The 26669-nt window shown below is 65.0% G+C and carries 21 protein-coding genes; 9 read left to right on the top strand and 12 right to left on the bottom strand.

Annotated features, from left to right (window positions below):
• Positions 1 to 102: 102 nt before the first annotated feature.
• From ACX4ZE_RS06380 to ACX4ZE_RS06365, 4 genes are all read right to left on the bottom strand, one after another.
• Entirely contained in the window at positions 103 to 3876 is a 3774-nt protein-coding gene (locus ACX4ZE_RS06380) for an ABC transporter ATP-binding protein (protein WP_480272539.1), read from the bottom strand.
• Positions 3877 to 4009: 133 nt separating this feature from the next.
• Entirely contained in the window at positions 4010 to 4834 is an 825-nt protein-coding gene (locus ACX4ZE_RS06375) for an ABC transporter permease (protein ID WP_480272367.1), read from the bottom strand.
• Positions 4831 to 5823 (bottom strand): ATP-binding cassette domain-containing protein, encoded by a 993-nt coding sequence (locus tag ACX4ZE_RS06370; RefSeq protein ID WP_480272366.1) that lies wholly within the window; start codon positions 5821 to 5823, stop codon positions 4831 to 4833. The genes ACX4ZE_RS06375 and ACX4ZE_RS06370 overlap by 4 nt, the downstream gene beginning before the upstream one ends.
• Positions 5820 to 6548 carry a hypothetical protein gene (locus ACX4ZE_RS06365; RefSeq protein WP_480272365.1) on the bottom strand — a complete coding sequence of 243 codons (729 nt, stop codon included), beginning with the start codon at positions 6546 to 6548 and terminating at the stop codon, positions 5820 to 5822. Before ACX4ZE_RS06365 ends, ACX4ZE_RS06370 begins: the two co-directional genes overlap by 4 nt.
• A gap of 243 nt (positions 6549 to 6791) precedes the next feature.
• Here ACX4ZE_RS06365 and ACX4ZE_RS06360 point away from each other — a divergent pair, with 243 nt between their 5' ends.
• Positions 6792 to 7586 (top strand): enoyl-CoA hydratase/isomerase family protein, encoded by a 795-nt coding sequence (locus ACX4ZE_RS06360; RefSeq protein WP_480272364.1) that lies wholly within the window; start codon positions 6792 to 6794, stop codon positions 7584 to 7586.
• A 90-nt stretch (positions 7587 to 7676) separates the two neighbouring features.
• Positions 7677 to 8927, top strand: coding sequence for a class I adenylate-forming enzyme family protein (locus tag ACX4ZE_RS06355; protein ID WP_480272363.1), 1251 nt, complete (start codon positions 7677 to 7679; stop codon positions 8925 to 8927).
• 7 nt (positions 8928 to 8934) lie between these two features.
• Here the strand turns inward: ACX4ZE_RS06355 and ACX4ZE_RS06350 are convergent, their stop codons facing one another.
• Complete coding sequence (locus tag ACX4ZE_RS06350) at positions 8935 to 9681, bottom strand: tyrosine-protein phosphatase (RefSeq protein WP_480272362.1); 747 nt, start codon at positions 9679 to 9681, stop codon at positions 8935 to 8937.
• Between the two features lie 405 nt (positions 9682 to 10086).
• Between ACX4ZE_RS06350 and ACX4ZE_RS06345 the strand changes: the two genes are divergently transcribed.
• Positions 10087 to 10569, top strand: a complete 483-nt coding sequence (locus ACX4ZE_RS06345; RefSeq protein ID WP_480272361.1) for a TetR family transcriptional regulator — start codon at positions 10087 to 10089, stop codon at positions 10567 to 10569.
• Between the two features lie 56 nt (positions 10570 to 10625).
• Positions 10626 to 11804, top strand: a complete 1179-nt coding sequence (locus tag ACX4ZE_RS06340; protein ID WP_480272360.1) for an amino acid deaminase/aldolase — start codon at positions 10626 to 10628, stop codon at positions 11802 to 11804.
• 6 nt (positions 11805 to 11810) lie between these two features.
• Here ACX4ZE_RS06340 and ACX4ZE_RS06335 read toward each other — a convergent pair whose 3' ends face one another.
• Both ACX4ZE_RS06335 and ACX4ZE_RS06330 read right to left on the bottom strand, forming a co-directional pair.
• Positions 11811 to 15164, bottom strand: coding sequence for an AAA domain-containing protein (locus ACX4ZE_RS06335; RefSeq protein WP_480272538.1), 3354 nt, complete (start codon positions 15162 to 15164; stop codon positions 11811 to 11813).
• A 115-nt stretch (positions 15165 to 15279) separates the two neighbouring features.
• Positions 15280 to 17073, bottom strand: a complete 1794-nt coding sequence (locus ACX4ZE_RS06330) for a DEAD/DEAH box helicase (protein WP_480272359.1) — start codon at positions 17071 to 17073, stop codon at positions 15280 to 15282.
• A gap of 62 nt (positions 17074 to 17135) precedes the next feature.
• Here ACX4ZE_RS06330 and ACX4ZE_RS06325 point away from each other — a divergent pair, with 62 nt between their 5' ends.
• Together ACX4ZE_RS06325 and ACX4ZE_RS06320 are read left to right on the top strand one after the other, a co-directional pair.
• A complete protein-coding gene (locus tag ACX4ZE_RS06325; protein ID WP_480272358.1) occupies positions 17136 to 17990 on the top strand; it encodes a carbon-nitrogen hydrolase family protein in 855 nt (284 codons plus the stop codon).
• 12 nt (positions 17991 to 18002) lie between these two features.
• Positions 18003 to 18626 (top strand): phosphoribosyltransferase, encoded by a 624-nt coding sequence (locus ACX4ZE_RS06320; protein ID WP_480272357.1) that lies wholly within the window; start codon positions 18003 to 18005, stop codon positions 18624 to 18626.
• An 89-nt stretch (positions 18627 to 18715) separates the two neighbouring features.
• On the opposite strand, the gene ACX4ZE_RS06315 is transcribed toward ACX4ZE_RS06320, so the two are convergent.
• The 4 genes from ACX4ZE_RS06315 to ACX4ZE_RS06300 form a co-directional block, all read right to left on the bottom strand.
• Positions 18716 to 19240, bottom strand: a complete 525-nt coding sequence (locus tag ACX4ZE_RS06315) for a gamma carbonic anhydrase family protein (RefSeq protein ID WP_480272356.1) — start codon at positions 19238 to 19240, stop codon at positions 18716 to 18718.
• Between the two features lie 137 nt (positions 19241 to 19377).
• Positions 19378 to 20223 carry an ESX secretion-associated protein EspG gene (locus ACX4ZE_RS06310; RefSeq protein ID WP_480272355.1) on the bottom strand — a complete coding sequence of 282 codons (846 nt, stop codon included), beginning with the start codon at positions 20221 to 20223 and terminating at the stop codon, positions 19378 to 19380.
• Complete coding sequence (locus ACX4ZE_RS06305; protein WP_480272354.1) at positions 20220 to 21560, bottom strand: WXG100 family type VII secretion target; 1341 nt, start codon at positions 21558 to 21560, stop codon at positions 20220 to 20222. Before ACX4ZE_RS06305 ends, ACX4ZE_RS06310 begins: the two co-directional genes overlap by 4 nt.
• Positions 21553 to 21987: a hypothetical protein gene (locus ACX4ZE_RS06300; RefSeq protein WP_480272353.1), complete on the bottom strand. Its 435-nt coding sequence runs from the start codon at positions 21985 to 21987 to the stop codon at positions 21553 to 21555. The genes ACX4ZE_RS06305 and ACX4ZE_RS06300 overlap by 8 nt, the downstream gene beginning before the upstream one ends.
• A 396-nt stretch (positions 21988 to 22383) precedes the next feature.
• Between ACX4ZE_RS06300 and ACX4ZE_RS06295 the strand changes: the two genes are divergently transcribed.
• A complete protein-coding gene (locus ACX4ZE_RS06295; RefSeq protein WP_480272352.1) occupies positions 22384 to 23268 on the top strand; it encodes an SMP-30/gluconolactonase/LRE family protein in 885 nt (294 codons plus the stop codon).
• A 153-nt stretch (positions 23269 to 23421) separates the two neighbouring features.
• Here ACX4ZE_RS06295 and ACX4ZE_RS06290 read toward each other — a convergent pair whose 3' ends face one another.
• Positions 23422 to 24138: a hypothetical protein gene (locus tag ACX4ZE_RS06290; protein WP_480272351.1), complete on the bottom strand. Its 717-nt coding sequence runs from the start codon at positions 24136 to 24138 to the stop codon at positions 23422 to 23424.
• Between the two features lie 205 nt (positions 24139 to 24343).
• Here ACX4ZE_RS06290 and ACX4ZE_RS06285 point away from each other — a divergent pair, with 205 nt between their 5' ends.
• Complete coding sequence (locus ACX4ZE_RS06285; protein ID WP_480272350.1) at positions 24344 to 25516, top strand: acyl-CoA dehydrogenase family protein; 1173 nt, start codon at positions 24344 to 24346, stop codon at positions 25514 to 25516.
• Positions 25517 to 25525: 9 nt separating this feature from the next.
• The gene (locus tag ACX4ZE_RS06280; RefSeq protein ID WP_480272349.1) at positions 25526 to 26650 is read left to right on the top strand and encodes an acyl-CoA dehydrogenase family protein; all 1125 of its coding nucleotides are present in this window, start codon (positions 25526 to 25528) and stop codon (positions 26648 to 26650) included.
• Positions 26651 to 26669: the final 19 nt, after the last annotated feature.

Below are 26669 nucleotides of genomic sequence, written 5' to 3'. Positions count from 1 at the left end.
GTTCTTCGCGCTGCGACGTTTGTGACGTGCCAGGCACGGGCATCGGCGGTTATTTGCCGATGCGCCCCATCTGAGGATAGGCCCAGGAGCAGATCAGCGGATTCACCGACCACCCGACACCCCCGACTTCGTAGGTGACGACTCGTCGGTACTCGAGAATATTCCTCCGGTACCACCTGCTGCTGCCCATAGCCGGGCATACGGTCCGTCTGCGGCGAGTAGCTCGGCATGTGGGCCGCATTCCATGATCCGACCATGGTCGACTACGGCGATCTGCTCGGCCCGTGCGGCCGTGCCGAGCCGGTGCGCGACGATCACCGTGGTCCGACCCCGGCTCAGCGATCGGCTCGCTGCCAGCACCGATGCCTCGGTGTCAGGGTCGAGTGCCGCGGTGGCCTCATCGAGCAGCAGTACATCCGGCGCGACCAGCTCGGCGCGGGCGAGCGCGACCAGCTGACGCTGCCCTGCCGACAGGCCACGGCCCCGCTCGCCGACCGGCTGATTCATCCCCATGGGCAGTGCGGCGATCATATCCGCCGCACCCACCGCTGCCGCGGCAGCGGCAATCTCCTCGGCGGTCGCGAATGGTTTCCCGAATGCAATGTTGCTCGCCACATCGCCGGCGAACAGGTGAGCTTCCTGCGGGACGATGCCGAGCCTGCCGCGGTAGTCGGTGAGGCGATAGTCGCGGATATCGGTGCCGTCCACGTGGATTGCGCCGACAGGGTGATCGCGAGCACTCGGTAGTGCCGGATTCTCGGTAGGAAGGTTCGGAGCGGAATGGTTCGGCTCGGCTCGGGGCAGGTCGTACAGCCGCGCCAGCAACTTGACGACTGTCGATTTGCCCGCACCGGTCGGCCCGACCAGCGCCAGGGTAGAGCCCCGCGGAATGCGAAGGCTGACGCCGTCCAGTGCGGGAACCCGGCTGCCCGGGTAACGGAACTGGACGTCATCGAAGGACACATCGCCGCGCAGTCCTCGCGTGATCGGCACCGGCTCGGCCGGATCGGCCGCGATCGAAGAGCGGGTGCGCAGCAATTCTCCGATCCGACGTAGGCCGACTCTGGCCTGCTGGTAACTGTCGAACATTTGGGACAGCTGCAGGATCGGGCCGAACAGCAGCTGCAGGTACAGCACGAATGCGATCAGGGTGCCCGCGCTGGTCGCCCCGGCGGCGACTTCGCGGGCGCCGAAGAACACCACTGCGGCAAGAGCCACATCGGCCCACCCGACGACGAAAGCGAAGTACAACGCGATCGCTCGCTGTGCGCGCAACCGGCTGTCGCGATAACGCTGGGAATACTCGGCGAACCGGCGAGCCGCGCGCGGCTCGTGCCGATTGGCCTGCACCGCGCGCAATCCTGTCACGTTCTCTTGGAAGTCGGCGTTGACTGCCGATACATGTTCTCGCGAGATGGTGTAAGCGGTGGCGGACACTCGCCGGAACATTGCTGTCGCGACCACCAGCGCGGGCACGGTCGCCAGTACGATGAAGGCCAGCGAAACGTCGATGGCGAACAACGCGCCCGCGATTCCGACCAGCGTGAGCAGACCCACCAGGCTAGTAGCCACACCAGTCTGCAGAAATGTCGACAGCGCGTCGACGTCGGTGGTCATCCGGGTCATGATCCGCCCGGACAGCTCGTGTTCGTAGTAATCCAGCCCGAGTCGTTGCAGATGAGCGAAGCTGCGTACCCGCAAGGTGAACAGCACTCGTTCGCCGGTGCGCGCGGTGAGCATGGTGGTCGCCGCGCCGACCAGCCAACCGCCTACGACGAGGACTGCGCCGAGCAGGGCCGAGCGGACCAGTACCCCGGTGTTGTCACCGATCACTCCGCCGTCGATGGCGTAGCGCACTAGCGGCGGGAACGAGATGCCGATCAGCGCGTCCGCGGCCAGCAGCGCCATGACCGTCACGACCAGTCCGCGTACTGGGCGCAACATACGGCTGAGCCGGAAGTGCGGATCTGGCTCGCGTAGCCGCTGTGTGTCCATGGCGGGTTGCTCGGTGGCGGGTGGCAGGCGCTCGATGGCGCGGTGCAGTTCGGGCGTTTCGCTCATTGCGGCCGTTGCCCCCGTGAAGCGGCTACTGCGGGAACGAGCTGATGTCCGGTTTGGCGCGGTCGTCGTAGCGACGGACTCGAGGACGGGGTGTCCGGTGGGTGCGGGCAATCTGATCACACGATCCGCGTGGGCGAGCGTCGATTCTCGATGCGCCAGGATCAGCGTGGTCCGTCCGCCGTGGTCGGGCAGCGCGTCGAAGATCGCGGCTTCGGTGAGCGCGTCTACCGCAGAGGTGGCGTCGTCGAGCACCAAGACGCGTGGGCGGGCCAGCAGCGCCCTGGCCAAAGCGATCCGCTGCCGCTGTCCGCCGGAAAGGGTGAGGCCGCGCTCACCGACCACCGTGTCGTAACCTTCGGGCAACTCGGTGATGAACTCGTCTGCCGCGGCGCGCGTGGCGGCTTGCCTGATCTCCTCGTCGGTCGCTTCCGGGCGCCCGAGTGCGATATTGGCGGCAATGGTGTCGGAGAACAGGAAAGGTTCGTCGAAGACGACACCGATGGCCGCGCGCAGATCAGCGGCGCGCGCGTCGGTGATATCGACCGCGTCGGACTCGACGGTGAGCGTCGAGGCGTGCCGTGGGCAAGTTCGGGTGGGGTCGACGCTCGCGTGGTCGGGTGGGACAGTGTGTGCCGGGACCTCGGTGAACAGCCGGACACTACCGGAATCCGGCGCGTAGAACCGGGACAGCAGCAGCGCGAGCGTGGATTTGCCAGAGCCCGCTGGGCCGATGACGGCTACCGTCTCGCCGGGCCGTACCCGCAGATCCAGTTCGTGCAGGATGGGCTGTCCTGGGTCGAAACCGAAGGTGAGTGCGTCGATTTCGATGCCGAGAGGTCCGTCCGGCAAGTCGGTCGGACAGGCTGGGTCGGAGATGGCCGGCGCGGTGTCGATCACCTGGAATACCCGCTCGGCTGCCGCCCTGGTCAACTGTGCCATGACGAGCACAGAGGAGAGGATGCGCGCGGTAGCGGTCATGACGGCGACATATGCGGCGAAGGCCACGAAGGTGCCTATCCCGATACTGCCGTGTAGAGCGAGCAATCCGCCGAGGGCGATGACCGCGACCATACCGAGTTGGGGGATCGCCGCGATGGTCGGCGCGAATCCGGCGTCGATCGCCGCGGCGCGCATCCGCTCCGCGAACAGCGTGCGACCGTGGCGCTCCAGCAGATCGACCATCCGCGCTTCCTGGCCGAACCCTTTGACCACCCGCACCCCGGTGACCGTTTCTTCGACGTGCTGAGCTAAGTCGGCGGCGCGCTGCTGCGCGGACCAGGTCGCTGCGTGCAGTCGAGGCCGCATGCGATAGACCACCAGCCCGATCGCGGGCACTACCAGCAACGACACAGTGGCCAGAGGTGGGGAGAGCCACACCATCACCGCAGCGGCGAACACGAACTCCAGCAGCGCCATGCCCGATAACGGCACCATTGCCAGCAGACCCTGCACCAGCTGCAGATCGGTGATCGACCGCGAGACCACCTGCCCGGTGCGCAGGGCGTCCTGCCCAGTGCCGTCGAGCCGCTGTAATGCGCCGAGGATATGCACCCGCAGCGTGTGTTGCACATCCAAGGACAGTCGTCCGGCCAGTAAGCGTCGTCCGAATCCGGCGGCGGATCGGCAGACGGCCAACATCAGGATCAGGCAGGTGACCAAGCCGATCGCCGCCGTGTCACCGCGGCCGGCCGCGTCGATCGCCTGTTTGGTCAGCAGCGGCCCCGCGGTCTCGATGACCGCACCGCCGAGCACTGCTGCCGCAAGACCGGCGAGAACCCAGCGGTGCGGTAGGCACTCGGCCCACAGCCGCCGCATCCATCCCGGTCCCTCGTCTTTGTCCACGTCGCCTGTTCGCCCCTTTACCGTGCCGTGTTCCTCGTCCAGACGGTATCGACACGCGCCGACAGGTCGTTGTTCCCTACGGGTCGCGGATCATGCGGGTCGTGGATCACAGGTCATGGGTGCGCAGGCTCCACCAGCTCGTGACACCGAGGCCGATGGTCCACAGCAGCAGGACCACGGCGCCAGCGGGGGCGGGGGCGAGGAACCCATTGTCCGGAAAGGCGTCTGCCGCCACGGTGGCGACTGTGGCGGAAACTGGAAGCAGGGTCGCGACTCCGGGGATACCGAAGCCGTGCGCGAGCAGCCACAGCAGGGGTTCTGCGAGTACGATCCAGCCGAGCAGCAGCGCGAACGCACCTGTGGATGAGCGCAGTAGGATGCCTGCGCTCACCCCGAGCAGGGACCAGCAGACTGTGGTGAGTAATCCGCCGCCGAGCACCGCGAACAACTCCGTGGTGACGGCGGTCTTGTCGCGGCCGACATCGAACAGGGTGCCGAGCGTGGTCAGTTCCACCGCCGCTGCCCCTGCGAGCGCGATCAATTCCACCGCCGCTGCCGCCCCGAGCGCACAGCATCCGGCAACCAGGAACTTCGCTACCGTGAACCGGTCACGGTCGGGGGCGAACAGCATGGTCACCGCCATGGTCCGGTACTTGTGCTCGCCGCCGCTACTGAGCACGCCGAAGCAGGCTGCGGCCAGGACGACCGTCACCAGGCCCGCGTACAGCCCGATCGTTGCCGGAGCGGTGGCGAACTGTCCGGGTGGATCCGAGAGGCCCACTGATGCGGCAATGCGCGCCGATATGATGCTCACGATCAGCGCGAGCGTGCCGATCGTGCCTGCGAGCGCCCGGCCGCGCGGCATCGTGACCGCCTTGCGGAATTCGGAAGTGACATTCGGTATCAGGTCCGTGGGCAGGATGGTGATCATCGTGGGATTCCGTAGGGCGTCGGCGACGGTTGCCTGGGACCGGTCATGGTGAGGCCGGGATGGTGCGGTACCGGCGCGGCGGTGGGTTTGGTCAGTGCGGCGAGTACTCGGTCTGGCGAGATCGGGTCGGGGACGATGGTATCTACGCGCACTCGCGCCGTTTCGGCCGCCGCCCGGATCTGCGCTTCTGTCGCTTCGGCCACGGCGAGACGGCCGTCGGCGCGGATCACCGCGTCGGTGAGCCCTTGTGCGGCGAGCATGGTCGCCAGTGCGGCGGGACCGGGTGTCGTGACGACCAGCCGGTCCGGATATCCGCGCCGCAGCCGGGCCGGGCTGCCTCGGTACATCACCATGCCCCTGCTCAGCACGATCAGAGTGTCGGCGGCAGGCAACACAGTGGCGAGGCTTCGGCCGGACAGCACAGCGCTGCCGCCACGGTGGGTGTGCCGGTGCAGAAAGTCGTACAGCCAACCGCGTTCCCCTGGGTCGAGGCCGTCCATCGGATCGTCGAGCACCAGCAACGGGGGATCGTCGAGCAACGCGGTAGCCAGCGCCAGCCTGGTCTGCTGCCCGACCGATAGAGCACCGACCTTGGTTCGGGCATGCTCGCTCAGCCCCACGCATTCGAGTACCTCGGCCCCCCGTGTGTCCGCGACACCAGCCGCGGCCGCGTAGATCCAGAGATGTTCCCGCGCTGTCCGGGCCGGATGCAGCCCACGAGGCGTGAGCACGCCGCCGAGCAGATGCTCCGACCCTGTGGTGGTTCGCCGTGGGACCCCTACCCCGCTGACGGTTACAGTGCCGGAGGTGGGAGTGATCAGGCCGAGCAGGATCCGCAAGATGGTGGATTTGCCCGCGCCCTGCGGCCCGACCAAGGCTGCAGTGGTGCCGGACGGCACGCTGAACGTGACGTCTGTCACTGCTTTTGTCTGGTTGTACTGTTTGGTCAACCCGCGAATCGTGAACGCGGCCGGACGTGTCCCGCTCATCGTGATACGGCCGGAGGTCGCGGTTTCGTCGGTTCGATCTCGGCGAGCGGATCACCGCTCGCGACCAGCCGACCGGTGGGCCAGGTAGCAGGTGCGGGCCCGAAGGCATTGCGCGCGTTGCCGATCGTGGCTTTGCCCAGGGCGTGGTTGCCCGCGCCGCCGATCATGGCACCGATACCCGCGGGCAGCACCTTGCCCGCCATCAGCGCGGCGCGCTTGGTGATGAACCGAACGATGAACTGCTTCAGTAGCGAATCGTTCATATTCGACACCCCTGGGATCCTGTCGGCGAACGCCGTGCCCCAGTTCTTCGCGGAGGTTCCCACGTTCTTCTGCACGATCTCCATCCCGCTCTCGCCCAGTACAACGGCCAGTACCAGCGCTCTGCGCTGCTGCTTGTCCTCTGGCGAAATCCCGTGCACCGTGGCTACCGCGAGAGTGAACAGCGCTGAGGCCTCCATAAAAAATGTGGTCTCGGCGCTCATCGCCGCGATCGCCGATACGGTGCCGATTCCGGGGAACGCGGCGATCGCGCCGACGGCGCCGCCGCTGCTGGTCACTGCGAGCAGATACTGCCTGTCCAACCGCTCGATGATCTGTGCCGGGTTCTCCTCGGGGTGAGAACGCCGGATTCGGTCGACGTACTCGGCTACCGCGGGCGCCTGCAGGCGGGACCCGGTATCGAGCAGCTCGACCACCGTCTTCTCGAATGCGCCTTTGAGCATCGGCGGCATCCTCCTTTCCGGTCTGCTGGAGTGAACTGTAGGGCACCGGTCGCCGTCAGCTCGCTATGACAACGATGTACCCGGTCGGATCGGTTCCGGGCCGACGGTGGTCTCATGGCCTGTGCGTACGCCCGAAGCCGGTCCGGTCGGTCTCAGTGCTCGGCGCCTATATGCTGGACAACACGCCAGTACTGGTTCTGATGGTCCGGGCATACTGCCGCATCGACCTCGTACGCTGACCGGATGAGTGAAACAAAGGCCACCCGTTTGGAGCGCGAGATCACCGAAGGCGGTGCGGAGGTAGCGATTCTCACGCTCGCCCATCCGCCGCTCAATTTGTTCGATCAGGCGATGTTGGACGCGTTGATCGTCGATATCGCCGAGTTGTCGGCGCGACCACCGCGAGCGGTGCTCCTGCGCGCCGAGGGCAAGGTGGTGTCCGGCGGTGTCGACGTGCACCTGTTCGACGGCCTGAGCGTGGAACAGGGGGCTGAACTGTGGCGTACGCTGTTCGCGCAGATCGTCCATCCGCTGGAGGCGCTGCCGTGCCCGGTGGTATTCGCCGCGCACGGGTTGACTCTGACTGCGGCCTTCGAGATCGCGCTCGCCTGCGACATTCTGCTCGCCGCGCCGCAGGCGAAGTTCGGGTTGGTGGAGATCGTGGTGGGACTGACCCCGTCGATGGGCGGTCCGCAGCGCCTCGCCGAGCGCGCGGGATCGGGGCGGGCTCGTGAATTCGTGATGACCGGCGACCGCTACGACGCGGCGACAATGGCCGAGTGGGGAGTGGTGAACGCGGTGCACGAGGATGTGGACGCGGTGGCGAAAGCATTGATCCACCGACTGGCCGACGGCCCGACGAAGGCGCACGCGGCGACCAAGAAGATCATCGAGGCGTGGCGTTCTGATGGTGTGGCACATGCGGATTCGGTGACTCCAGAGGTATCCGGCGCGCTGTTCGGCACCGATGATCTGGTAGGCGCGGTTCGCAGCTTCCTCGATGTCGGACCTGGGAAGGCTAGCTACACCGGCCGGTGAAAACAGACACGTCCACCGCATATCTCGGCAGAATTGTGATATGACTCATATAGTCACAGTGCCTGATGACTCGAGGCACGCGGAGGACGAATGTCGCAGTTGCTCGTCGAATTTCCCCTGACCGGCCCGCTCCTGTGGGGCAACCTACTTACCCGCAGTGCCGATGGGGTGTTGCGCTATGGAAATCTCACGCCCGCGCTGACCGAACTGCTGGATCTGCAGATGCACGCGTACTCCACGCGTGAGGCGGTAGTCGAAGTCGGCGGCCCGCGTTTGACCTACCGGCAATTGTGGCACTCCGCTTCTCGGATCGCGGGTGGCCTACAGGAGCTTGGCATCGGCTACGGCGACCGGGTCGCTATCGCCATGTCCTCGGGTGCCGTCTGGGTACAAGCCTTCCTCGGCGCCTTGCTCAGTGGTGCGGTGCCGGTGCTGGTGCGTGACGGGCTGTCCGAGTCGGTGGCTGCGCGGGTGATCGCCGACAGCCATGCCGAACTCGTGTTCGGTCGCGCAGGCACGCAGGCCCAACTACCGGACGGCGCAGCCTATATCGACGACGGAGCGTCCTTGGGGGATCTAGCGCTGCTGTGTTACACGAGCGGTACCGCCGCCCCCAAGGGCGTGGAGTTGACCAACGAGAATTTGTTGTCCGCCGTGCGCTCAGTGGTCGCCGCGCTGGAGCTGCCGACGGACGGGTTGCGTAACTTGGTGTTGTTGCCGTTGGGGCACGCCAGCGGATGTGTCGATCAATTGCTGCCGACTTTCGCGGTCGGCGGCACGGTCGTACTCGTCCGGAACACTTATGACCTGGCCGAAGCCCTGTCGGCCGAGCGGGCCGATATGATCTCCGCGACACCACAGATTTTCGCGCGTCTGCTGCCCGAGCTCGCCGAATTACGGGCCGATGGCATACGCACCGAAGGGATCGCGCGGATCAGCAAAGCTGTGCATCGTGCTGAAAGCGCTGCACCACCGGCTATCCCGGTCGATCTGACGGTCGAACTGCATGGCCTGTTCCCTGCCGCGCGGCAGTGGTCGGTCTGGGGCGCGACTGAGACCAGTGGTATCGGCCTCGCGGTGGACGATACCGAGCGGTCCGCTGATCGACAGGATGTATTACTCGGGACTCCTTTCGGTGGTACGGAATTGGCACTGTGGGGGCCGAAAGCGACTGCGGGATGCGGTGAACTGTTGTGTCGCGGACCGAATGTCGCACCACGCTATTGGAACGACCCGGCCACGACTGCGGCGCGGTTCACCGGAACATGGTTTCACACCGGGGATCAGGTAACTATCGACACTGACGGCTTGGTGCGCCGAGAGGCGGTATCCGTCGAGTGATCCCGTCTCACTCCAGCAGTCGCACGCGTAGTTGCGCGCGCAGTTCGGGCGTCAGCCCGACGACCTCCAGATAGCCGTGCAGATCGCCGTGTAGCTCACGCATCGAAGCGGTAGCGCTTTCCAGATACTCCACACGCACGCCGAGCAGGTCGATCGAGGCTTCCGCGCTGGAAGGCATTTTCGTGCTTATCAGGGTACGCAGCGCGCCGACAGCCGCATTGCTGAGCAGATAGTCGGCCTGGACATCGGCCTCGGTGACCCCGACCGCGCGCAGCAGCGTCGCGACAGCCCAACCGGTGCGGTCCTTGCCCGCCGCGCAGTGCACCAGTACCGCTCCCGTGCCGCGTACGAGGGATTCGGCGAGGGTCAAGATGGCGGCGTGTGCTTCGGGCAATGCCGGGAACGTCCGATAGACCTCGAGCATATGAGCGTATGCGGTCAGTGTGAGTGTCTCGTGGGGTGGTGCCTCGGTCATTCCGGAATCGAACGGGGTGACGGTCAGCCGGATGCCCTCGGGAAGCCGATCTGCGCCGATATGCGCGATCTCCCGTGGGCCGCGCAGGTCGTGTACATCACTGACGCCCAGTTCATGCAGGGTGTTGTGGCCGACATCGCCGAGCCCGCTCAGCTGAGCCGAGCGCAATAGTACACCGGGACGAATCTTCGCACCGTCTTCGGTACGCAGCCCGCCGGTATCTCGGAAGTTGAACGTGCCGGAGAGGAAGTGGTGATCGGCGGGGGGCGAAGCAGTCACCGATTCAGGTTATCTGTATCACAGAACGGAAAGGGGCCGGTGGTGGGACGGGCTCTCGCGACAGCGGGATAAACCTTAATTTATGTGATTTTGGTCACAATTTTTTGCTGTTCAAGATCAGGGGAGCGCCCTGTTCAACAGCTTGCGAAGCGGTAACGTCGACCGAGATCGGCTGTCGCGGCGGGAATCCCGAGAGGAACAATGCGATTGCGGAACGATCTCTATCGGATAACAAAAGATTCTTTAGGTTTGTAATTACCCATGGAACCCGTCTCTAAACCCGGAAAAACCTCTATCATTGATGAATGTTGGACCGGGTAACCCTGAGGTTCCCCGAAGTTGCACGCAATGTTCAGCGAGTCGCGTCAACTGAGGCGCGCGAGTTCTTTCGCCGAGGAGTCGTCGTTGAGCGCAGGTGGAGAGGTAATAACGGAAGTACGGTTGCGGCCTTCTATTCGTGCGGCGGTCGAACGGGCGGCGACCACAATCGACCGGCCCGGGGTCCGCGCGCTGCGGATGTTACTGCATGCTGGGATCAGTCAGCATGTGCCATCGATCACGGCCTCGCCGGATAAACATATCGAGGCCTATGAGGCGACGGTGCGTTTACTGCGCGCGCGCTGGGATATGCGAATTGGCGGAGTCGCCGACCCGATCGCGGCGGCGCCCTTCCGGGAGTTGGAAAACGAGGCTGTCGAGTTTCTCCGGTTGTGTGCCGAGTTGTCGGGCACCCAGTGGCTGGAGCCGGTGGATTCCATCGCGGTCTACGGACTCTCGCTAGTCTGGGGTGCTGTGCTGCGCTGGCTGGCCGACTTCGATGATGAAGCCATCCTGGTGGTGCTGGATGATCTGGTCGGCAACATGGCTATGAAAGCGGTCGAGATCTGACTCTGGTCGGCGCATGATGCTGGACGTTTGACCAGTTTAGTGGTTGAGTTGACCGGGTGACCCAGACGTCGCCGATCGCGGGGCTGCACACGGCTACCGCCGAGCTGGACCCACCGCTGGCTGCCCTCGATGTGTCTGTCCTACGTGCGAACGCGGCGGATCTGCTGCGCCGTGCCGGGAGTATTCCGGTGCGCGTAGCCAGCAAATCCGTGCGCTGTCGCGCCGTACTTGCCGAAGTTCTCGGTGCCGAACTGACCGCGGCAGGCGGCTTCGCGGGCATTATGTCCTATTCTCTGCGCGAGGCTATCTGGCTGGTCCGTCACGGGGCGCGCGACGTGCTGCTCGGCTACCCCACCGTAGACCGCGCTGCGTTGGCTGAACTGGCCACCGACGACATCTTGCTGCGATCGATCACGCTCATGGTCGACGATGCCGATCAGCTCGACCTGATCCGTGCCGGCGCGGGTACCGATCGGATACGCCCTCGGATCTGTCTGGACGTGGATGCTGCACTGCGTATCGGTCCGCTCCACCTCGGCGTGCGCCGGTCCCCGCTGCGTACGCCGCAGCAGGCGGCCACGCTGGCGAGCGAGGCGCTGCGCCAGGGTTTCGACGTGGTGGGTGTTATGACCTATGAGGCCCAGATCGCAGGGTTGGCAGATGCCAATATCGCGGTGCGCTTGATGAAACGAGCCTCCGCGACGGAGATCGCCAAGCGCCGCACGCAGGTGCTCGACGCGGTTCGCTCGGTGACCGGCTCGCTGGAGATTGTCAACAGCGGCGGTACCGGGTCCATCGAGATCAGCACCGCGGATCCGGACGTCACCGAGGTGACTGCCGGATCGGGACTGTATGTGCCGACGCTGTTCGACCACTATCGGTCGTTCACTCCCCGGCCCGCGCTGTTCTTCGCACTACCGGTACAGCGGCGGCCGACGTCCCGGATCGCTACTGTCTTCGGCGGCGGCTACATCGCCTCCGGTCCGGCTGGTCCCTCGCGCGTGCCGAAACCGGTGTGGCCGAGGGGGTTGCGGCTGCTCGGTGCTGAAGGGGCAGGTGAGGTGCAGACCCCGCTGTCAGGCGCCGCGCAGCTGCGCATCGGCGACCGAGTGTGGTTCCGGCACGCGAAGGCCGGTGAAATGTGTGAGCGGTTCGACACGGTGTACCTGGTCGATACCGACGGCTCCCGGATCAGTGTGCCGACTTATCGTGGCGAGGGCGTCTGCTTCGGCTGAGCGTGGTCAGCTCAGCCGAAGAAGCGCGCTGAGATCGGTCAGTTCCGCGGCTGTAGTGGGCAGGTACTCCGTGAGCAGTGGTGAACGGATGATGATCGCCGTCCACATGGCCCGGCACAGCGCGCCACGGATCAGCTCACGCGATAACAGCGCCGACATGCCGGAGGGGGTGTCGGCAGGGCTGGAGCTGGTCATCGAGAGCAGCACGACCGCCGCTTCTCGGCCGCGGAACCGATCAGGCGTCCCCACCAGCACATCCGCCAGCTTGGCGCGGGCCAGTAGGGTCCGGATGCACCCGACCTGCGCGGCATACGGTGCGACTACGAAGATGTCGTGTGGGTGCAGCTTGCGTGTCGTCGCGCCGATCGTCCACGACAGTGTGAGCAGTGTACGAACCAGGCGAACCACCTCACGGGCCTCGATGGGCGCTGTGGTCGAGTTATCGTAATGATCGACCAGCACGGTGCGCACGCCGGGCTCCGCGCCATCCAGATGCCGTGCCGACGTGATGGTTTCGTTGGACCGCAGGCGGCCGTCATAGTACAGCCGGGAGACGGGTTCGCACACCGCGGGATGCATCCGCCAGGTGCGGTCGAGGAAGTAGCCGCGCGCCGCGGGCAGGGTCTGGCGGCCTTCGGTAAGCCAGCCGAGCACTGATTCGCCTACCGGAGCCGGATGCGCACCGTGTGTGGACAAGGGGGCCGGGTCGCCGAGTAACAGCAGGTTGCGCGCGCTCGCGGCGACAGCGACAGCATCGGCCAGCGCGAAACGGCCCGCATCGGCGATGACGAGCAGATCGAGACCTTCCCGTGCCACCAAGCGCTCGTTCGCGAAATCGGCCGTGGTACCGCCGAGCACACAGCCATTGATCGCGTTGTCCAGAAAACGCGGATAGCGGTCGGCATCGATCACGACCCACTCCGGTGCGAGCGCGGCCACATCTTTCTTGGCGACCAGCTCCGGCAGCACACCGATCCGCACTACGGCGTCGAGCAGATTCTCCACGGTCGAATGCTCTTGGGCGACAATGCCGATCCGCCACTTGTGCCGAGTGACCAAGCGCTGCAGCACTCGGGCCACCGTCGGGGTCTTCCCCGTGCCAGGCGGCCCTTGCACCGCAAGATAGGAGCAGTCGAGGGCGCAGACCGCCATGGCGATCGCGGCAGCATGATCACCATGTTTTTCGGGTAATCCGGCGCCCGTGTGTAGCCGAGGGGTACGGCGGGTGAGGATGTCGAAGATGGCTGCGCGCGGTGTGTCGGGGAGGGCCATGAGCAAGCGCTGTGCCGCGAGTTCGATTTCTCGCTCGGCGTTCTCGTCCTGAGCGGGTAGGCCGGGCACGATTGTGAACGGCAGCTCGTCATAGGGTGCGAAGCTCGCGGGCAGTAGTTCTTCCAACCGGACGGTGTCGTTGAACTCGTCGTCGACCGAGCAACCGAGCACCGTGGCTTCCGCAATGACCCGTCGGCCAGTCGCCGTGACCGTATCCAGGGCAGGCGGGTTGTCGTAGCAGGTGTAGACGGTGGTACCAGGGGCGAGCGCGTTCGGCGCGGGTACATCACCTCGACCTGCTCCGAGCTGGCCGGTCAGCGTCAGATACCGTCGCATGGTCGCGTGTCCAGGACGGCGATGCCACTTGGTATCGACAGCTCCCCAATCGGCGACCAGGACTCCCGGTGCGTCGGTCCATTCGTCTACGGGCAGGCTGAGCCGGTCGACATGCGCCCACCACAGCGATTGCCGCTCGCGCCGATGGTAGCCGAGCGCCGCAGCCATCAGAGCAGAAGGCTGCAGCTTATCTTCTTGTGCCGCAGCATATTCTGTAAGGGCTGCCTCCAATGACGACGGCCGGGATACTAGCGGGTCCGGTTCGCCGGGGCCTGACATCGCACACCATGGGCTCACCTGCTCAGTGCTCGCCGCGTGTGGGCTGATGCCGTGCTCGGCCGCGCGGTTCAGCAACCAATCGCGTAGCCGCAATACCGTGCGACAATCGTTGTCGGCCGTGGGCGGTGGCATATCGGGAAATGAGCGACACAGCATGCTCAGCTCATAGGAGGATTCCCCGATGATCAATGCGTTACGGACAATCGGGTACAAGTCGACCAGGACACCGGCGTACAGCAACTCGGCCACGAGTTCTTCGTTGACCCCATGCCGTCCGGTGCAGTGCAGCAGGGCCGTGCGTACCCGCGGCGTGTAGTGGTAGACGTGCAGGTCCGGATACAGTCGACGTCGCTGGGTCAGGTAATCGAGCACCTGCTCCAGCGCACGACGTTCCTCGGCCTCGATCCGATGCGGTTCTGCTGTCGCGTCCGATGGCATACGCAGTGACAGATACACCGTGTCCGCCCCGCCGATCTCGACCAGGAGCGGCGCGTGCCCGCCGCCGGTGATGGTGAGCGAGAGATCGGCAGGGGAGGCCTGCGGCAGCGCGCCGAGCGCGATCGCGTTCACCAGTATGTGCGTGCTCTTGCCCGATACTTCACACCGCAGTTGTGCTCGCGCTTGTCTGCGCAGTGTGGTGACAGTAGGGGCAGGTACGCCTGGCACCGGGATCCCGGCGGCGGCAAGTCGATCGATGGTGCGCACTCCCGCTGCCCGGAGCCGGGCGCGGGTCGTCCATCGCATACCAGCCACGAGCAACAGGTCACGCGCGGCGGACAAGGCGATAGCGCAGGTGCGGCAGTGGCCGCAGGCGAGATAGCGTGGATCGCCCCACTGTACTGGCAGCAGTTCGCCGAGCTTCTCGTCCACGATGCGTTCCACTCGGTGCCGACGTGCGCGGTACAGCATGCGCAGTTCGCTCAACGTATAGGCAGTGCTCGCTTCGCTCGTATGCAGTCGGACCAACGGCGCGGACAGCGCACCCGAGCGGTCGAGGGACTCAGCGCACGCGGCGAGCTCGAGCAGGGGGCCCGCCCATTTCGCGGGTGTGGGCGCGGTACCGTGCACTGTGTAGCGGACCCGATGTTCGGCACGCACCAGAAAGTCGCAAGAGCAATGGAATCGGCCATCGAAGAAGGTCGCGCCGTCGATCACTGGTGCGCCCGCGCGCAGGGCCGAGACAGTCGCGGTGTGCGCTACGGTCAACGCCGCGATGTGTTCGGCCGGATCACCTGACTGTCCGAGCGGGCGATCGATCTCCACCATCGCGCTACCGAACTGTGCGCGATAGCCGACGCGTCGATGGTGTCGGGTATCGGCGATTGTCTGTGCGGGCGCGGACCCCAGCGCGGCAACGTCGGGTTCGGCCGGGGCTGTGCCCAGTGCGGTGTCGAGGGTCCGCAGCAGCGCGAACTCGCAGTGTGCTGCGTGGACGAGATCGACGGCGGAGCAGACGACACGATCACCGAACACGAACAAGCGCGGCCTCCTGTGTCTTCTCGGGACACTCGCTACCGTCCGTGCGCCACATTACGCACGGACGGCAACACTGTAGCCAGCACGTCCGGCCTCGACGTGCTCTCCCCGGTCAGGAGCGTGGTTTACGGCGCTCCGGTCGTTTGGCGCCCTCGCGATCCCGGCGCTGGCCGCGACTGAACGTGCGATGTTGTGGCGGTCCTTGGTCCAGTTGCAGCTGAATGAGCACACCACTGATCCTGGTGCGTCGCAATGCCTCCAGCGTTTCCGACGGCAGCTGCGCGGGTAGCTCTACCAGGCTGTGATCGGGGCGGATGCTGATATGCCCGAAATCGCTGCGGCGTAGCCCGCCTTCATTAGCGATAGCGCCGACGATCGCACCGGGTACCACGCGATGTCGCTTGCCGACGTTGATCCGATAGGTCGCCAGCTCGGCTCCGTTGAGCCGGTGGTGTGAACCACCGGCTCGATCCTCGTCGAATTTCCGGGTTACTCGTTCCCGTTGGGCCCGGTCGCGCCGCGGGCGCTCGACCGGTTCCGGCTCGGGCTCCATGAAGAAGTTGTCGCCGTCGTGGGAGCTGACTGCCAGTGCCGCGGCGATATCGGCCAGCGGGGTGTTGTGCTCGCGCTCGTAATCCTCGATCAGCTTGCGGAACAGCGCGAGATTCGCCGAGGCGAGATTCTCGGTGATGGCATCGCCGAATTTGGTGACACGCTGGGCGTTGACGTCGTCCACGCTGGGCAGTTGTATTTCGGTCAGCGGATGCCGGGTGGCCCGCTCGATCGATTTGAGCAGGTGTCTTTCGCGTGGCGCGACGAACAACAGCGCTTCGCCGCTGCGTCCGGCGCGTCCGGTGCGCCCGATCCGATGCACATAGGACTCGGTGTCGTGTGGAATGTCGTAGTTGACCACATGTGAGATGCGGTCCACGTCCAGCCCGCGCGCCGCGACGTCGGTGGCGACCAGGATATCCAGTGCACCGGACTTGAGCTGGCCGATGGTGCGCTCGCGCTGATTCTGTGCGATATCGCCGTTGATCGCGGCAGCGGAGAAGCCCCTGGCGCGCAGCTTTTCGGCAAGCTCCTCGGTGGCTTGTTTGGTGCGGACGAAGATGATCATCGCTTCGAACGACTCGACCTCGAGAATTCGGGTGAGTGCGTCCAATTTGCGCTGATGCGAGACCTGTACCCAGCGCTGGGTGATGTTGGTATTGGTCGAAGTTTTCGCCTTGACCGTGATCTCGACCGGATCATGCAGGTATTGCTTGGAGATCTTGCGGATAGCGGCGGGCATAGTCGCGGAGAACAGCGCCACCTGCTTGTCTGATGGCGTATCGGCGAGAATGCGCTCGACATCCTCCTGAAAGCCCATCTTGAGCATCTCGTCGGCCTCGTCGAGCACGAGGTACCGCAGCTGCGATAAATCGAGCGTGCCCTTCTCCAAGTGGTCGATCACCCGGCCCGGCGTGCCGACTACAACGTGCGCGCCGCGGCGCAGGCCCGACAGTTGCACGCCGTAGCTCTGGCCGCCGTAGATGGGTAGCACATGCAGACCGGGAATGTGCGCGGCATAGCGGCCGAATGCCTCTGCGACCTGGATCGCGAGCTCGCGAGTCGGTGCGAGTACAAGGGCACGTGGGCTTCGACCCGCTGTTTCTCGCAGTCCCATCAGGATCGGGATGGCGAATGCGGCGGTCTTGCCGGTACCGGTCTGCGCGAGCCCGACGACATCGGCGCCGGAGAGCAGCGGAGGAATCGTCGCGGCCTGGATCGGCGAGGGCGATTCGTAACCGACGTCAGCGATGGCCGCCAGGATGCGGTCATCGATTCCGAGATCGGCGAAAGATGGGCCGTCGGTGTCCCTGTCGTTGTCGCCAGGAACGCTGTCGACCTGATTGGTGCTCATTGAGCAGGAGTTTACTGCCCCGTATTGGTTGTCCTGGCCACCGCCCCAATACGGTGAGACATATGCAACTGAATAACTCGTCCGTGCATCAGGCCCCGGCGACGGCCCAACTGGATGTAGCGATCGTTCAGTTCGCCCCTTCGACCGACCCCGCGGCCAATCTTGTCGCGCTCCGCGAACATGTGCGCACGGCCAGTGCGCGCGGCGCCCGCGTGGTCGTCGCGCCGGAGTACTCGATGTTTGCCGTGAGCAGGCTCGATGAGCGGGTTGTCGCTGCTGCCGAGCCGCTGACCGGCCCATTCGTCACCGGCCTCGCTGGAATCGCACGTGAGTTCGGGGTATTCCTCGTCGCCGGAACAGTCGAGCGGACAGCTGAGGGCGGTGACCGAATCCGCAATACTCTTGTTGTACTCGGACCTGACGGTGTTCTGATCACGTGCTACCGGAAGGTGCATCTGTATGACGCTTTCGGCCACCTCGAATCAGATGTGGTCGAGCCGGGAGCGATCCAGCAGCCCGCCACGTTCGCGGTGGCTGAGGTGACGTTCGGTCTGCAGACTTGTTTCGATCTGCGCTTTCCCGAGGGGGCTCGCCGGGTCGCCGCAGCGGGTGCGCAGGTGCTGTTGTTGCCTGCGCAGTGGATACCAGGACCGGCCAAAGTTGATCAATGGACCACACTGGTGCGTGCCCGAGCCATCGAGAACACTGTGTATGTGGTGGCCGCCGATCAGGCCGCGCCGCGCGGCGCGGGCGCCTCGATGATCGTCGACCCGACCGGTGTGGTGCTCGTCGGTCTCGGTGACGAGCCAGGGGTATTGACGGCCGGAATCGACCTGGAGTACCTGGACACGGTGCGCACGGCCAATCCCAGTCTTGCACTGCGTCGATTCGCGATCACCGAGCGCGAACCGGAGTAGCGTTCGGAAGCGATGGTCTACATCGATCGGACTTCTGCCGGTCGCACGCTGGGAGCCCATCTGGCGCACCTGCGGGCGCGACAGCCACTGGTACTCGGTCTGCCGCGGGGCGGTGTTCCGGTGGCGGCCGCGGTGCGCGAGGTGATCGGCGGTGACCTCGATATTCTTCTGGTCCGTAAGTTGGGCGTGCCGTGGCAACCAGAGCTGGCGATGGGTGCGGTCGGTGAGGACGGTGTGCGGGTATTCAATCCGGATGTGCTGGCGTATGCGGGTGTACCGGCACAGCGGATGGCCGCGATCGAGGCGCGGGAGTACGCCGAGCTGGAACGGCGCAGACAGGTACTTCGCGGCGCGGCAGGTCCGATCGAGCTGGCTGGTCGCACTGTGGTGATTGTCGACGACGGCATGGCGACCGGTGCCACTGTCCTTGTTGCCTGTCGGGTCGCGCGCCTGCATCAGCCTGCTCGGATCACAGTCGCGGTTCCGGTCTCCTCGACAGAAGCGATGCGTCGGGTCGCCGCCGAGGCCGACGAGGTGATCTGTCCTTGGGTACCGCACTCGCTCAACGGTGTCGGTGGCGCATATCGTGATTTCCATCAGCTCGAGGACGCCGAGGTCACCGCCTTGCTGTGCTGAGTCGTTTCCGCCGGAAGCGTCCGTATCGGTCATGAATAGGCCTCGCGCCGCTCTCGCTTTCCGGCCCGAGCCCATTCGGCGGAACGGGCTCAGATTTCGGCAATACCCTCACGGTGGCGCTTCGCCAGTTCCGCGTAGAAGCCTGGGTTCAGCTGTACCCACATCTGGGCCTTGGTGCCTTCGATCGGGCGCTTCACTTCGGCGGGTGATCCCGCGGCCAGCACGCCGTCGGGGATCTCGGCGCCGGGCGGCACCAGTGAGTGCGCGGCGATCATGCTGCCCGCCCCGATTTTCGCCAGGTCCAGCACAGTGGTGCTATTGCCGATGATGGTATCGGCGCCGACCGAGATGCCGTGGAACACCACGCTGTGTGCGATGGTGGCGCCGGAGCCGATCTCCATCGGCACATCCGGCGGAACGTGCAGCACCGCGTTGTCCTGGATGTTCGCCCGCTCTCGGATGGTGATCGGCGCGAGGTCAGCGCGCAGCACCGCGCCGTACCAGATCGAGGCGCCTGCCTCGACCCGTACCTCACCGATCAGAGTCGCGGTCGGCGCGATGAACGCCGTCGGATCGACCTGAGGACATTTGCCTTCGAATGCGTAGAGTGGCACTCGTACACCGTAAATGACGCCATGGCCGACAGGTGCGTGTCATCGGTGCGTCGCGGCCTGATTCAGTGCCCGTATAGGGGGAAGTGTGTATCCCGGCCGCTACCGGGTCGAGGCGATTCGGTCTTGGTGGTAGGCCGTCATTGGTGGTAGGCCGTCGAGGTGCGCGCGGCCGCGGTGACCAGCGGGCGCAACTGGGCGGCGAAATTCTCCGCGGTCACGGCGAGGATGTCGACGTCGGAGCCGGTACGTACTGTATAACGACCATCGGCCACGACGTCGATCCAGCAGAGCGCATCGAATGGGAGCAACTTCCCCATGCCGCGACGAGCGGAGACGACGATTTGACCGATGCCGTCTCGACGCTGTCTCAGTAGCTTGCGGATCTGGGTCGGCGTGGACGGACCTGCCACCGGGACAGTCACCAGGGTACGGCTGTCTGTGTCGACCTGCGCCAGGGGAGCGGTCAGGCGCGGGACGCTTCCTGGGGTGTTCTCCGGCAGCATAGAGACCACCCGCGCGCACAGGCTTTTCGAGCTGCCTGCGAACAGCCGCACATCACCACCGCGGTCAGGCCGCGCGCCAGGGCGCTGTGCCGCGACCACCGCGATGCCTCCGGCGACAGCGCCGAGGATACGAACCGGTCGCTCGGTTGCGCTGGGTACGGACCCTTTCCCCGCTGCGGGTGTGTGTGATGGCGGGGATGGCCCGCCCTCGTCATTCGAAGCCGAATCGGGTGGGGTAGGTGCTGGATCGCGGTGACCGAATACTTCGATGCATAAGTCCGGCTGCGCGAGGACGCGCAGCGCCGCTTCGAGATCCGCGTCCAAGACCCGGTCACACCAGCGGTCGAGCGCGGGGAGCTGGGCGGCGCGCTCGTCGGTGTCGCGTGCGGAAAGACGCACGGCGAGGGGATAGGGGATGCGATCACCATCGGTACGCGACCAGGCCAGCGCGAATTGGTCCGGGGTCAGCGTCCAGCTCACTCGTCCTCGGTCCATTCGCCGAGCACAGGTGGCGTGGTTGGTTCGAGCGGCCCGATGAGCTCGTTGCCCCCTTCGGAGGGCTCCAGGAATGTGGGTGAATCGTCCAGGTCGAACTCTTCTTCATCGCGGAGAGAGGCAGCTGGTACGGATGTCGCGGTCCGGCTCGACGCGGGCCGTGTGGTGTCGGGGGTGGCTAGTGCACCGCCGAGCAGTCCGCCTGCCATGCCCGCGCCGAGACCTGTCACCGTGTCGCCGTCGGTGTTCTCGCGCCGCTCGTCATATCGGTGTTGTTTTTCAAACGGCGCGGCGCCCGTGCCAGGCGCGGAGTTCGGGCCTGGGGTCGCGGCGGCGGTTGTGGTCGGCGAACGAGACGGGCGGTCGGCGGGAACCATGCTGCTGCTCGCCGCGGTCGCGGCTGTCGGGGGCGGCGTCTCGGCGGCGGGGACCACCGAGGTCGCGGTTGTCGCAGGCATCGGCCCTGCGGTCATGGTGTCGGTCGAAGTGATACCGGCGATGGACGTCGACACGGTGCGGGCGTCGGTGATCTGTCCAGCGCACGTCGCGCTCTCGCTCGGCTGTATCACCCCGCTCGGGGTTGTCCCGTGCGAGCGGTGGATGATGGCATCAGGCGGGACTGTTCGCGTGTCGGCTGTTGTCGAGGGGTTACCGGCGGCCCTTCTCGCCAGCGTGGCTTCGGCTGCTTGGTGCCCCCTACGGTCTGTGTCGTCAGGTGCCAGGCGAGCTGTCGCGCCGGGTATCCGGTGGTCTTCCATATCAGGGAATGCGGGCACCTCCGTGCCGGCCCGGAGAAATACCCCCGCGTAGACGTCGTTCATCACTCGCACGACATCGTGGCGCGCGTGTTCGCTCACCTTCTGTAGATAGGCATTGTCGGTGGCTCGGGCTGGATCCAGTAGCGCCGCGCCGAGATCCGGTGCCGCGACTGCGGGCTCGGCCACCGAGGCGCGCACTGTTTCCGCGGCATCGCTCGCCTGGCTGAGTCGTTGCGAGACTATGGCGAACACGTCGGCGAGGTCTTGGCCGTTCTGCTCGAATATTCGGACCATCGCGTCCGCGCTCTCGGCCGCGGCGCCGCGCCAGCCGTCTGCGATGGCAGCGCGAATCTCGATGTGTGCCTGGGATATGGCTTCGGCGAGGTGTTCCGCTGCCACGGCCCACGCTCGTCCACCATCCGCGAGCACTCCGGGATGCAACAGTTGGACTTTGGCGTGGATCTCCGCGTGGGTGAAGTGGTCGAAGATTTCGATGTTCGGCGCGTAAGGAGGATCGTTGTGCTGCTGTGTGATTCGTGTCTCGGTCTGTGACACTCTACGCATGCACAGCTCCTGTCACGTCGTTTCGATCGACCGCCGCGGCGAACGTGAGGTCGGCTTGCTGGTAGGTGGCCGACGCGGCCAGAAAAAGCTGCGCTAGTTCTCTTGCCGCGATGGCATATTCGCCCAACCGGGCGATCGCGTCGTCGGTCTTGCGCTCGAAACCCGCGCGCAGCGCCACACCTGAGGCGAATGCGCCGAAACCGGGCAGTGAGGCGGCTGCGCGCAGGGTCTGGATCTGCGCCTCCACCCGATCGGCGAGCTGTTCGTACTGTCGCGCGCACCGTTCATGCGCACCATCGGCGACAAGAAGGTTGTCGATCCACAATGTTCCGTCGTCGACGGCTCGATCGAGCGCGGCGATATCGATACCGAGCGCGGTGGCTTCTGTGGGCGATTCCGCGTCGAATTCGTTCTGTTGTGCCGACATCTTTGCCGTCCCCCTTTCTCGTCCGAAAAGCGTATTCGGTTCACGGATATCGTGCTTACCCCATAGCGACACCCGGCATCCAATCCGTGATGTCGGCAGTGAACCACGTGCGCATCGGTGCGTGCCCCGGACCGGGATGCTCCATGATTCTAGGCAGACTCCCTCCCGCGCTGAGCGCGAACGTGATGGCGCTATGCCCGGATCAGGCTGTCCCGCATGAGTGGATATGACACCATTCCGCCACGCCCTGGTGCCGGAAAGCCTTGCGGTGCCGGGGCTTATCCGGGTCGATGCCGAGCAGCCACCGACAGATGCCCTGCGCGGCTACACTGCCTGGCAACCATCCATTCTCGAGTCGAGGTATCACTGTTGAGAACCCTTGGTCGTCGAGGTGCTGTGCTCTCGTCCGTCGTAGGACTGGCCGTTATCGGTGTGCTCGCGCCGGTCGCCACTGCCGAACTTCCTGGCGCTTCCTGTGCTCCTGCGGTGGCGGTTACGGCTGTGCCGACCGGAGTGCCGGTGTTGGATTGGTCGGAGAACATGGGGTACGACGCGCAGGGAAACCTGTGGGTCTCCCGGATCTACCGCAACGAGGTGCAGCGTTACGACGCCGAGGGCAGGTTGACCGCGACTGTGCCGGTAGAGCTTCCCGGTGCGGTGCGACTCGGTCCGGACGGTCTGCTCTACGTTGTCTACGGTAACGCGCCGAGTAGCATCGTTCGCCCCGGCGGCGTGATCCGCTTCGATCCGGCTGCCACGCTGCCGGCGCCAGAAGTGTTCGTCTCCGGGTTCACCATGCCCAATGGTGCCGTGTTCGACTCGAGCGGTGATTTGTTCGTGGCTACCATGTTCGGTGTCATCCGGGTCCGTCCCGACGCGAGTATCGACACCGGGTGGGGAACACAGGCGACCGTACCTGCCGCCAATGGTATTGCCGTGCACGAGGGCATGCTGTACGTGACCGCCAATGGTGGCCCGTTCGGCCGGGTCATTCGCATTCCGATTGCCGCGCCCGCTGAACGAGAGACTGTTGCCGAGTTGTCCGCGAAATTACCCGGCATGCCTGATTTCGCCGATGATTTGCTGGTTGGCCCGACAGGCATTATTTATGTGACTACTCTCACAGGCCGGTTGGTCCGTGTCGACCCTGTTACCGGGGCCGTGTGCACCGTGTTGAACGGCCAGCCGATGACCGCGGTGGTCGCGGTTCCCGGCAGGCGGGCGGAACTGCTCGCGAGCACTGTGGCCGGGGCGATTCTCCGCGTTCACCTGTCGAGCTGACTCGTTCACCCGGATCTTCTCGCTTGGATCGCGGAGTAGCTGTTCGGCGGCCGATCCGCCGCCGCGATGCGTGTGACGTATCGGAACGATCGGGCGAGCATCGCTGCGAAAATCGATGCGGTGGCGAGGTCGCCGGGCGTCGCTGGTTCGCGCTTACGGCGCGGGCTTGGCTTCGGTGTTGTTCGGCCCTGGTGTGACCAGTCCCGACGCCAGGGAGTGGGTGTGGGGCGCAGGCGCGTCGGCAGGCTGGTCCGAGACGGTGAATACGCCGACCGTCGGGGTCATTACACAGTGGGCAAACGGGTAGTCGATGATGCCCCACATCGAGGCGAGCACTGTGCCGGGACCGCTGTCGACCGTTTTGGACAGCGAGGGAAGACCGTACTCTGTCATGTCGTCGAGTGGTGCCAGGCCGCTGGCGCCAGTGTTCACGTTCACCCACGCGACCGTGAGTCCGGAGGCCAGCGGGGTGCCGGGGTGTGCTGGTGTCGCGCTGAACCGCAGTGCGCCAGAGGGGACGTTCAGATCCTGAGGACCACCCGCCCCATGGGTGGACCCGGCGGCGATGATCGTGGTGATCGGCCCGTTGCTGCCACAGCCGAAGGTGGGCGCGGCATAGGAGAACGGCGTGAACGGACTGGAGATATCGCGTAGCTGCCCGGCATCGACCAGAGTGGTGTACCGAACCAGCGCTCCCACGCCCGACCGTGCGGACGAGTCGGCACCTGCGGCCTCGGTCAAGTGTGCCAAACCCGCGCTCAGCGGGGTGTTGATCTGCTCGGCGGCAGCTGGACCCGCACAGGTCAGGATCGCGCCGATGCCGAGAGATGCCGCGATCACCGCGGTGCGTGCGCTGGTCCTGCCGTTCACTCGTTCTCCTCGATACCGAACCTTTCAGGGTCATCGACCCACGAGCAGCAAGGTACCAGCTCGTCGCTTTCGTCGCCCGAGAGCGATGTATGGGTGCGATGTCACAACCACGGCCGTATGGCCTCTTGCTGTGATCCAGTCGACAAAGAAGGGTTACCGAAGGGTAGTTTGAATTCAGACGTACGAGACACACAGGGAGATGCGTATGAAACTTTCCTTGTCCCCCGACGATGTCGCCTTCCGCGACGAACTGCGCACGTTCTATCGGACGGAGATCCCAGACGACATCCGCGCACATGTTCGAAACGGCAGGTCGCTGTCCCGAGACGAGGTTGTCACCTCGCACAAAATCCTCAACGACCATGGCATCGCAGTGCCCGGCTGGCCGGTGGAGTGGGGTGGCAAGGACTGGACGCCGATGCAGCGCCACATCTGGCAAGACGAGATGCAGCTCGCCTCGGTGCCGGAACCACTGACCTTCAATGTGCAGATGGTCGGCCCGGTGATCGCTCATTTCGGCTCTCGAGAACTCAAGGAACGGTTTCTGCCGCCCACCGCTGCGTTGGATATCTGGTGGTGCCAGGGCTTCTCTGAGCCGGATGCCGGCTCCGACCTGGCGTCATTGCGCACCACCGCAGTGCGGGACGGTGATTCCTATATCGTCAACGGCCAGAAGATCTGGACCACATTGGCTCAGTATGCGGACTGGATCTTCTGCCTGGTGCGTACCGATCCCAATGCGTCGAAGAAACAGGCAGGCATTTCATTCCTGTTGTTCGATCTGAATTCACCTGGCGTCACCATTCGTCCGATCAAATTGATCGACGGTGGGTACGAGGTGAACGAGGTCTTCTTCGAGAATGTCCGAGTACCCGCCGATCAGTTGGTCGGTGCGGAGAATATGGGCTGGACCTATGCGAAATTCCTGCTCGGAAACGAACGCACTGGTATTACTGGCGTCGGCCGCACCAAGGTCAAGATCAGCATTGCGAAGCAGTACGCGGCCCAGACCCGATCAGGCAATGCGACCCTCCTGGAGGACCCGGTGTTCGCGGCGCGGATCGCGGAGCTGGAGAACGAGTTGTTGGCGCTGGAGCTCACCCAGCTGCGAGTGGTCTCCAACTCTGCTGAAGGAAAACCGAATCCGGTCTCTTCGGTGCTGAAGCTGCGTGGCTCGGAGTTGCAACAGGCGGCCACTGAGCTGCTGCTGGATATCGCAGGCCCGGATGCCATCCCGGTGGACGCGAAGGATATCGCCTCGCCGGAGTGGGCGCAGCGCAGCGGGGCGAGCTACTTGAACTATCGCAAGACAACCATTTACGGAGGCTCCAGCGAGGTGCAGCGCACCATCATCGCCTCCACGATCCTTGGATTGTGAGGCGACACCATGGATTTCGATCTCACCGATGAACAGGACATGCTCCGTGACACCGTTCGCGATCTGTTCGCGCACAACTACGATGCCGAATCTCGACTGAAGGTCATCGATTCCGAACTCGGCTGGAGCCGTGATGTGTGGCGACAGCTCGCCGAGCTCGGAGTACTCGGCCTGAGTTTCGACGAAGCGGACGGTGGCGGTGGCGCGGGTCCGGTGGAGACGATGGTCGTACTGGAAGAACTCGGCCGCAGGCTCGCGCCGGAACCGATTCTGGACGCAGTGCTGGTGCCGGGTGGTTTGATCGCCGCGGCGGGCAGCGCTGAGCAGCGGCAAAGGATCTTGCCCGAGGTCGCCTCTGGTGCGAAACTGCTCGCCTTCGCTCATGCCGAGCCAGGGGTGCGCTGGCCGTCTACTGAACTGGCTACTATTGCTGTCGCCGGGGCCGATGCGTACACGATCAATGGCGTCAAGAATCCGGTGCCGCACGGGGACAGCGCCCAAGAATTGGTGGTCAGCGCGGTGCTACCAGATGGGGAGATCGGGCTGTTCTTGGTCGACCTCGATGCGGCGGGGGTAGTTCGCAAGACTTATCGCACAGTGGACGGTCAACGCGGCGCACAGCTGGAATTGACAGAAGCGCCCGCTGAACGGCTCGGGGATGCGGATGCGACCGAGGTGATCGCGTCGGTGCTCACACATGCGCAGGCGAGCTTGTGCGCGGAGTCGGTCGGCGCCATGGCAGAGGCACTACGACTGACCACCGAATACCTGAAGCAGCGTAAGCAATTCGGTGTCACACTGTCGAAATTCCAGACGCTCACCCATCGAGCGGCCGACATGTATGTCTCGTTGGAGCTGGCACGCAGTATGAGCCTGTACCTCACGGCGTCGCTTGCTGAGGGGGCCGATGATCCGGTGATCGCCTCGCGTGCGCGGCTGCAGGTCGGGCGCGCGGCACGGCATATCGGGCAAGAGGCGATCCAGATGCATGGTGGCATCGGAGTCACCGCCGAGTACCCGGTCGGTCACTATGTGGCCAGGCTGACCGCGATCGAGCGCACGCTCGGCGGTGGGCTGGAGCATCTGCGGATACTCGGCTCGAGGGTTGGCGATTACGAGCTGCTCGAACCTTAGGACCGCGTGGTGGTGCGTG

Source organism: Nocardia sp. TBRC8007 (genome assembly GCF_056629435.1).
The sequence above is the reverse complement of the archived record's forward strand: the minus strand, read 5'-3'. Positions and strand labels throughout refer to the sequence as shown.

Excerpts from the sequence above, each read along its gene's own strand:
- ACX4ZE_RS06380 (WP_480272539.1), bottom strand. The coding sequence starts at position 3,876 with ATGCGGCGGCTGTGGGCCGAGTGCCTACCGCACCGCTGGGTTCTCGCC.
- ACX4ZE_RS06375 (WP_480272367.1), bottom strand. The coding sequence starts at position 4,834 with ATGATCACCATCCTGCCCACGGACCTGATACCGAATGTCACTTCCGAA.
- ACX4ZE_RS06370 (WP_480272366.1), bottom strand. The coding sequence starts at position 5,823 with ATGAGCGGGACACGTCCGGCCGCGTTCACGATTCGCGGGTTGACCAAA.
- ACX4ZE_RS06365 (WP_480272365.1), bottom strand. The coding sequence starts at position 6,548 with ATGCTCAAAGGCGCATTCGAGAAGACGGTGGTCGAGCTGCTCGATACC.
- ACX4ZE_RS06360 (WP_480272364.1), top strand. The coding sequence starts at position 6,792 with ATGAGTGAAACAAAGGCCACCCGTTTGGAGCGCGAGATCACCGAAGGC.
- ACX4ZE_RS06355 (WP_480272363.1), top strand. The coding sequence starts at position 7,677 with ATGTCGCAGTTGCTCGTCGAATTTCCCCTGACCGGCCCGCTCCTGTGG.
- ACX4ZE_RS06330 (WP_480272359.1), bottom strand. The coding sequence starts at position 17,073 with ATGAGCACCAATCAGGTCGACAGCGTTCCTGGCGACAACGACAGGGAC.
- ACX4ZE_RS06325 (WP_480272358.1), top strand. The coding sequence starts at position 17,136 with ATGCAACTGAATAACTCGTCCGTGCATCAGGCCCCGGCGACGGCCCAA.
- ACX4ZE_RS06320 (WP_480272357.1), top strand. The coding sequence starts at position 18,003 with ATGGTCTACATCGATCGGACTTCTGCCGGTCGCACGCTGGGAGCCCAT.
- ACX4ZE_RS06305 (WP_480272354.1), bottom strand. The coding sequence starts at position 21,560 with ATGCGTAGAGTGTCACAGACCGAGACACGAATCACACAGCAGCACAAC.
- ACX4ZE_RS06300 (WP_480272353.1), bottom strand. The coding sequence starts at position 21,987 with ATGTCGGCACAACAGAACGAATTCGACGCGGAATCGCCCACAGAAGCC.
- ACX4ZE_RS06285 (WP_480272350.1), top strand. The coding sequence starts at position 24,344 with ATGAAACTTTCCTTGTCCCCCGACGATGTCGCCTTCCGCGACGAACTG.
- ACX4ZE_RS06280 (WP_480272349.1), top strand. The coding sequence starts at position 25,526 with ATGGATTTCGATCTCACCGATGAACAGGACATGCTCCGTGACACCGTT.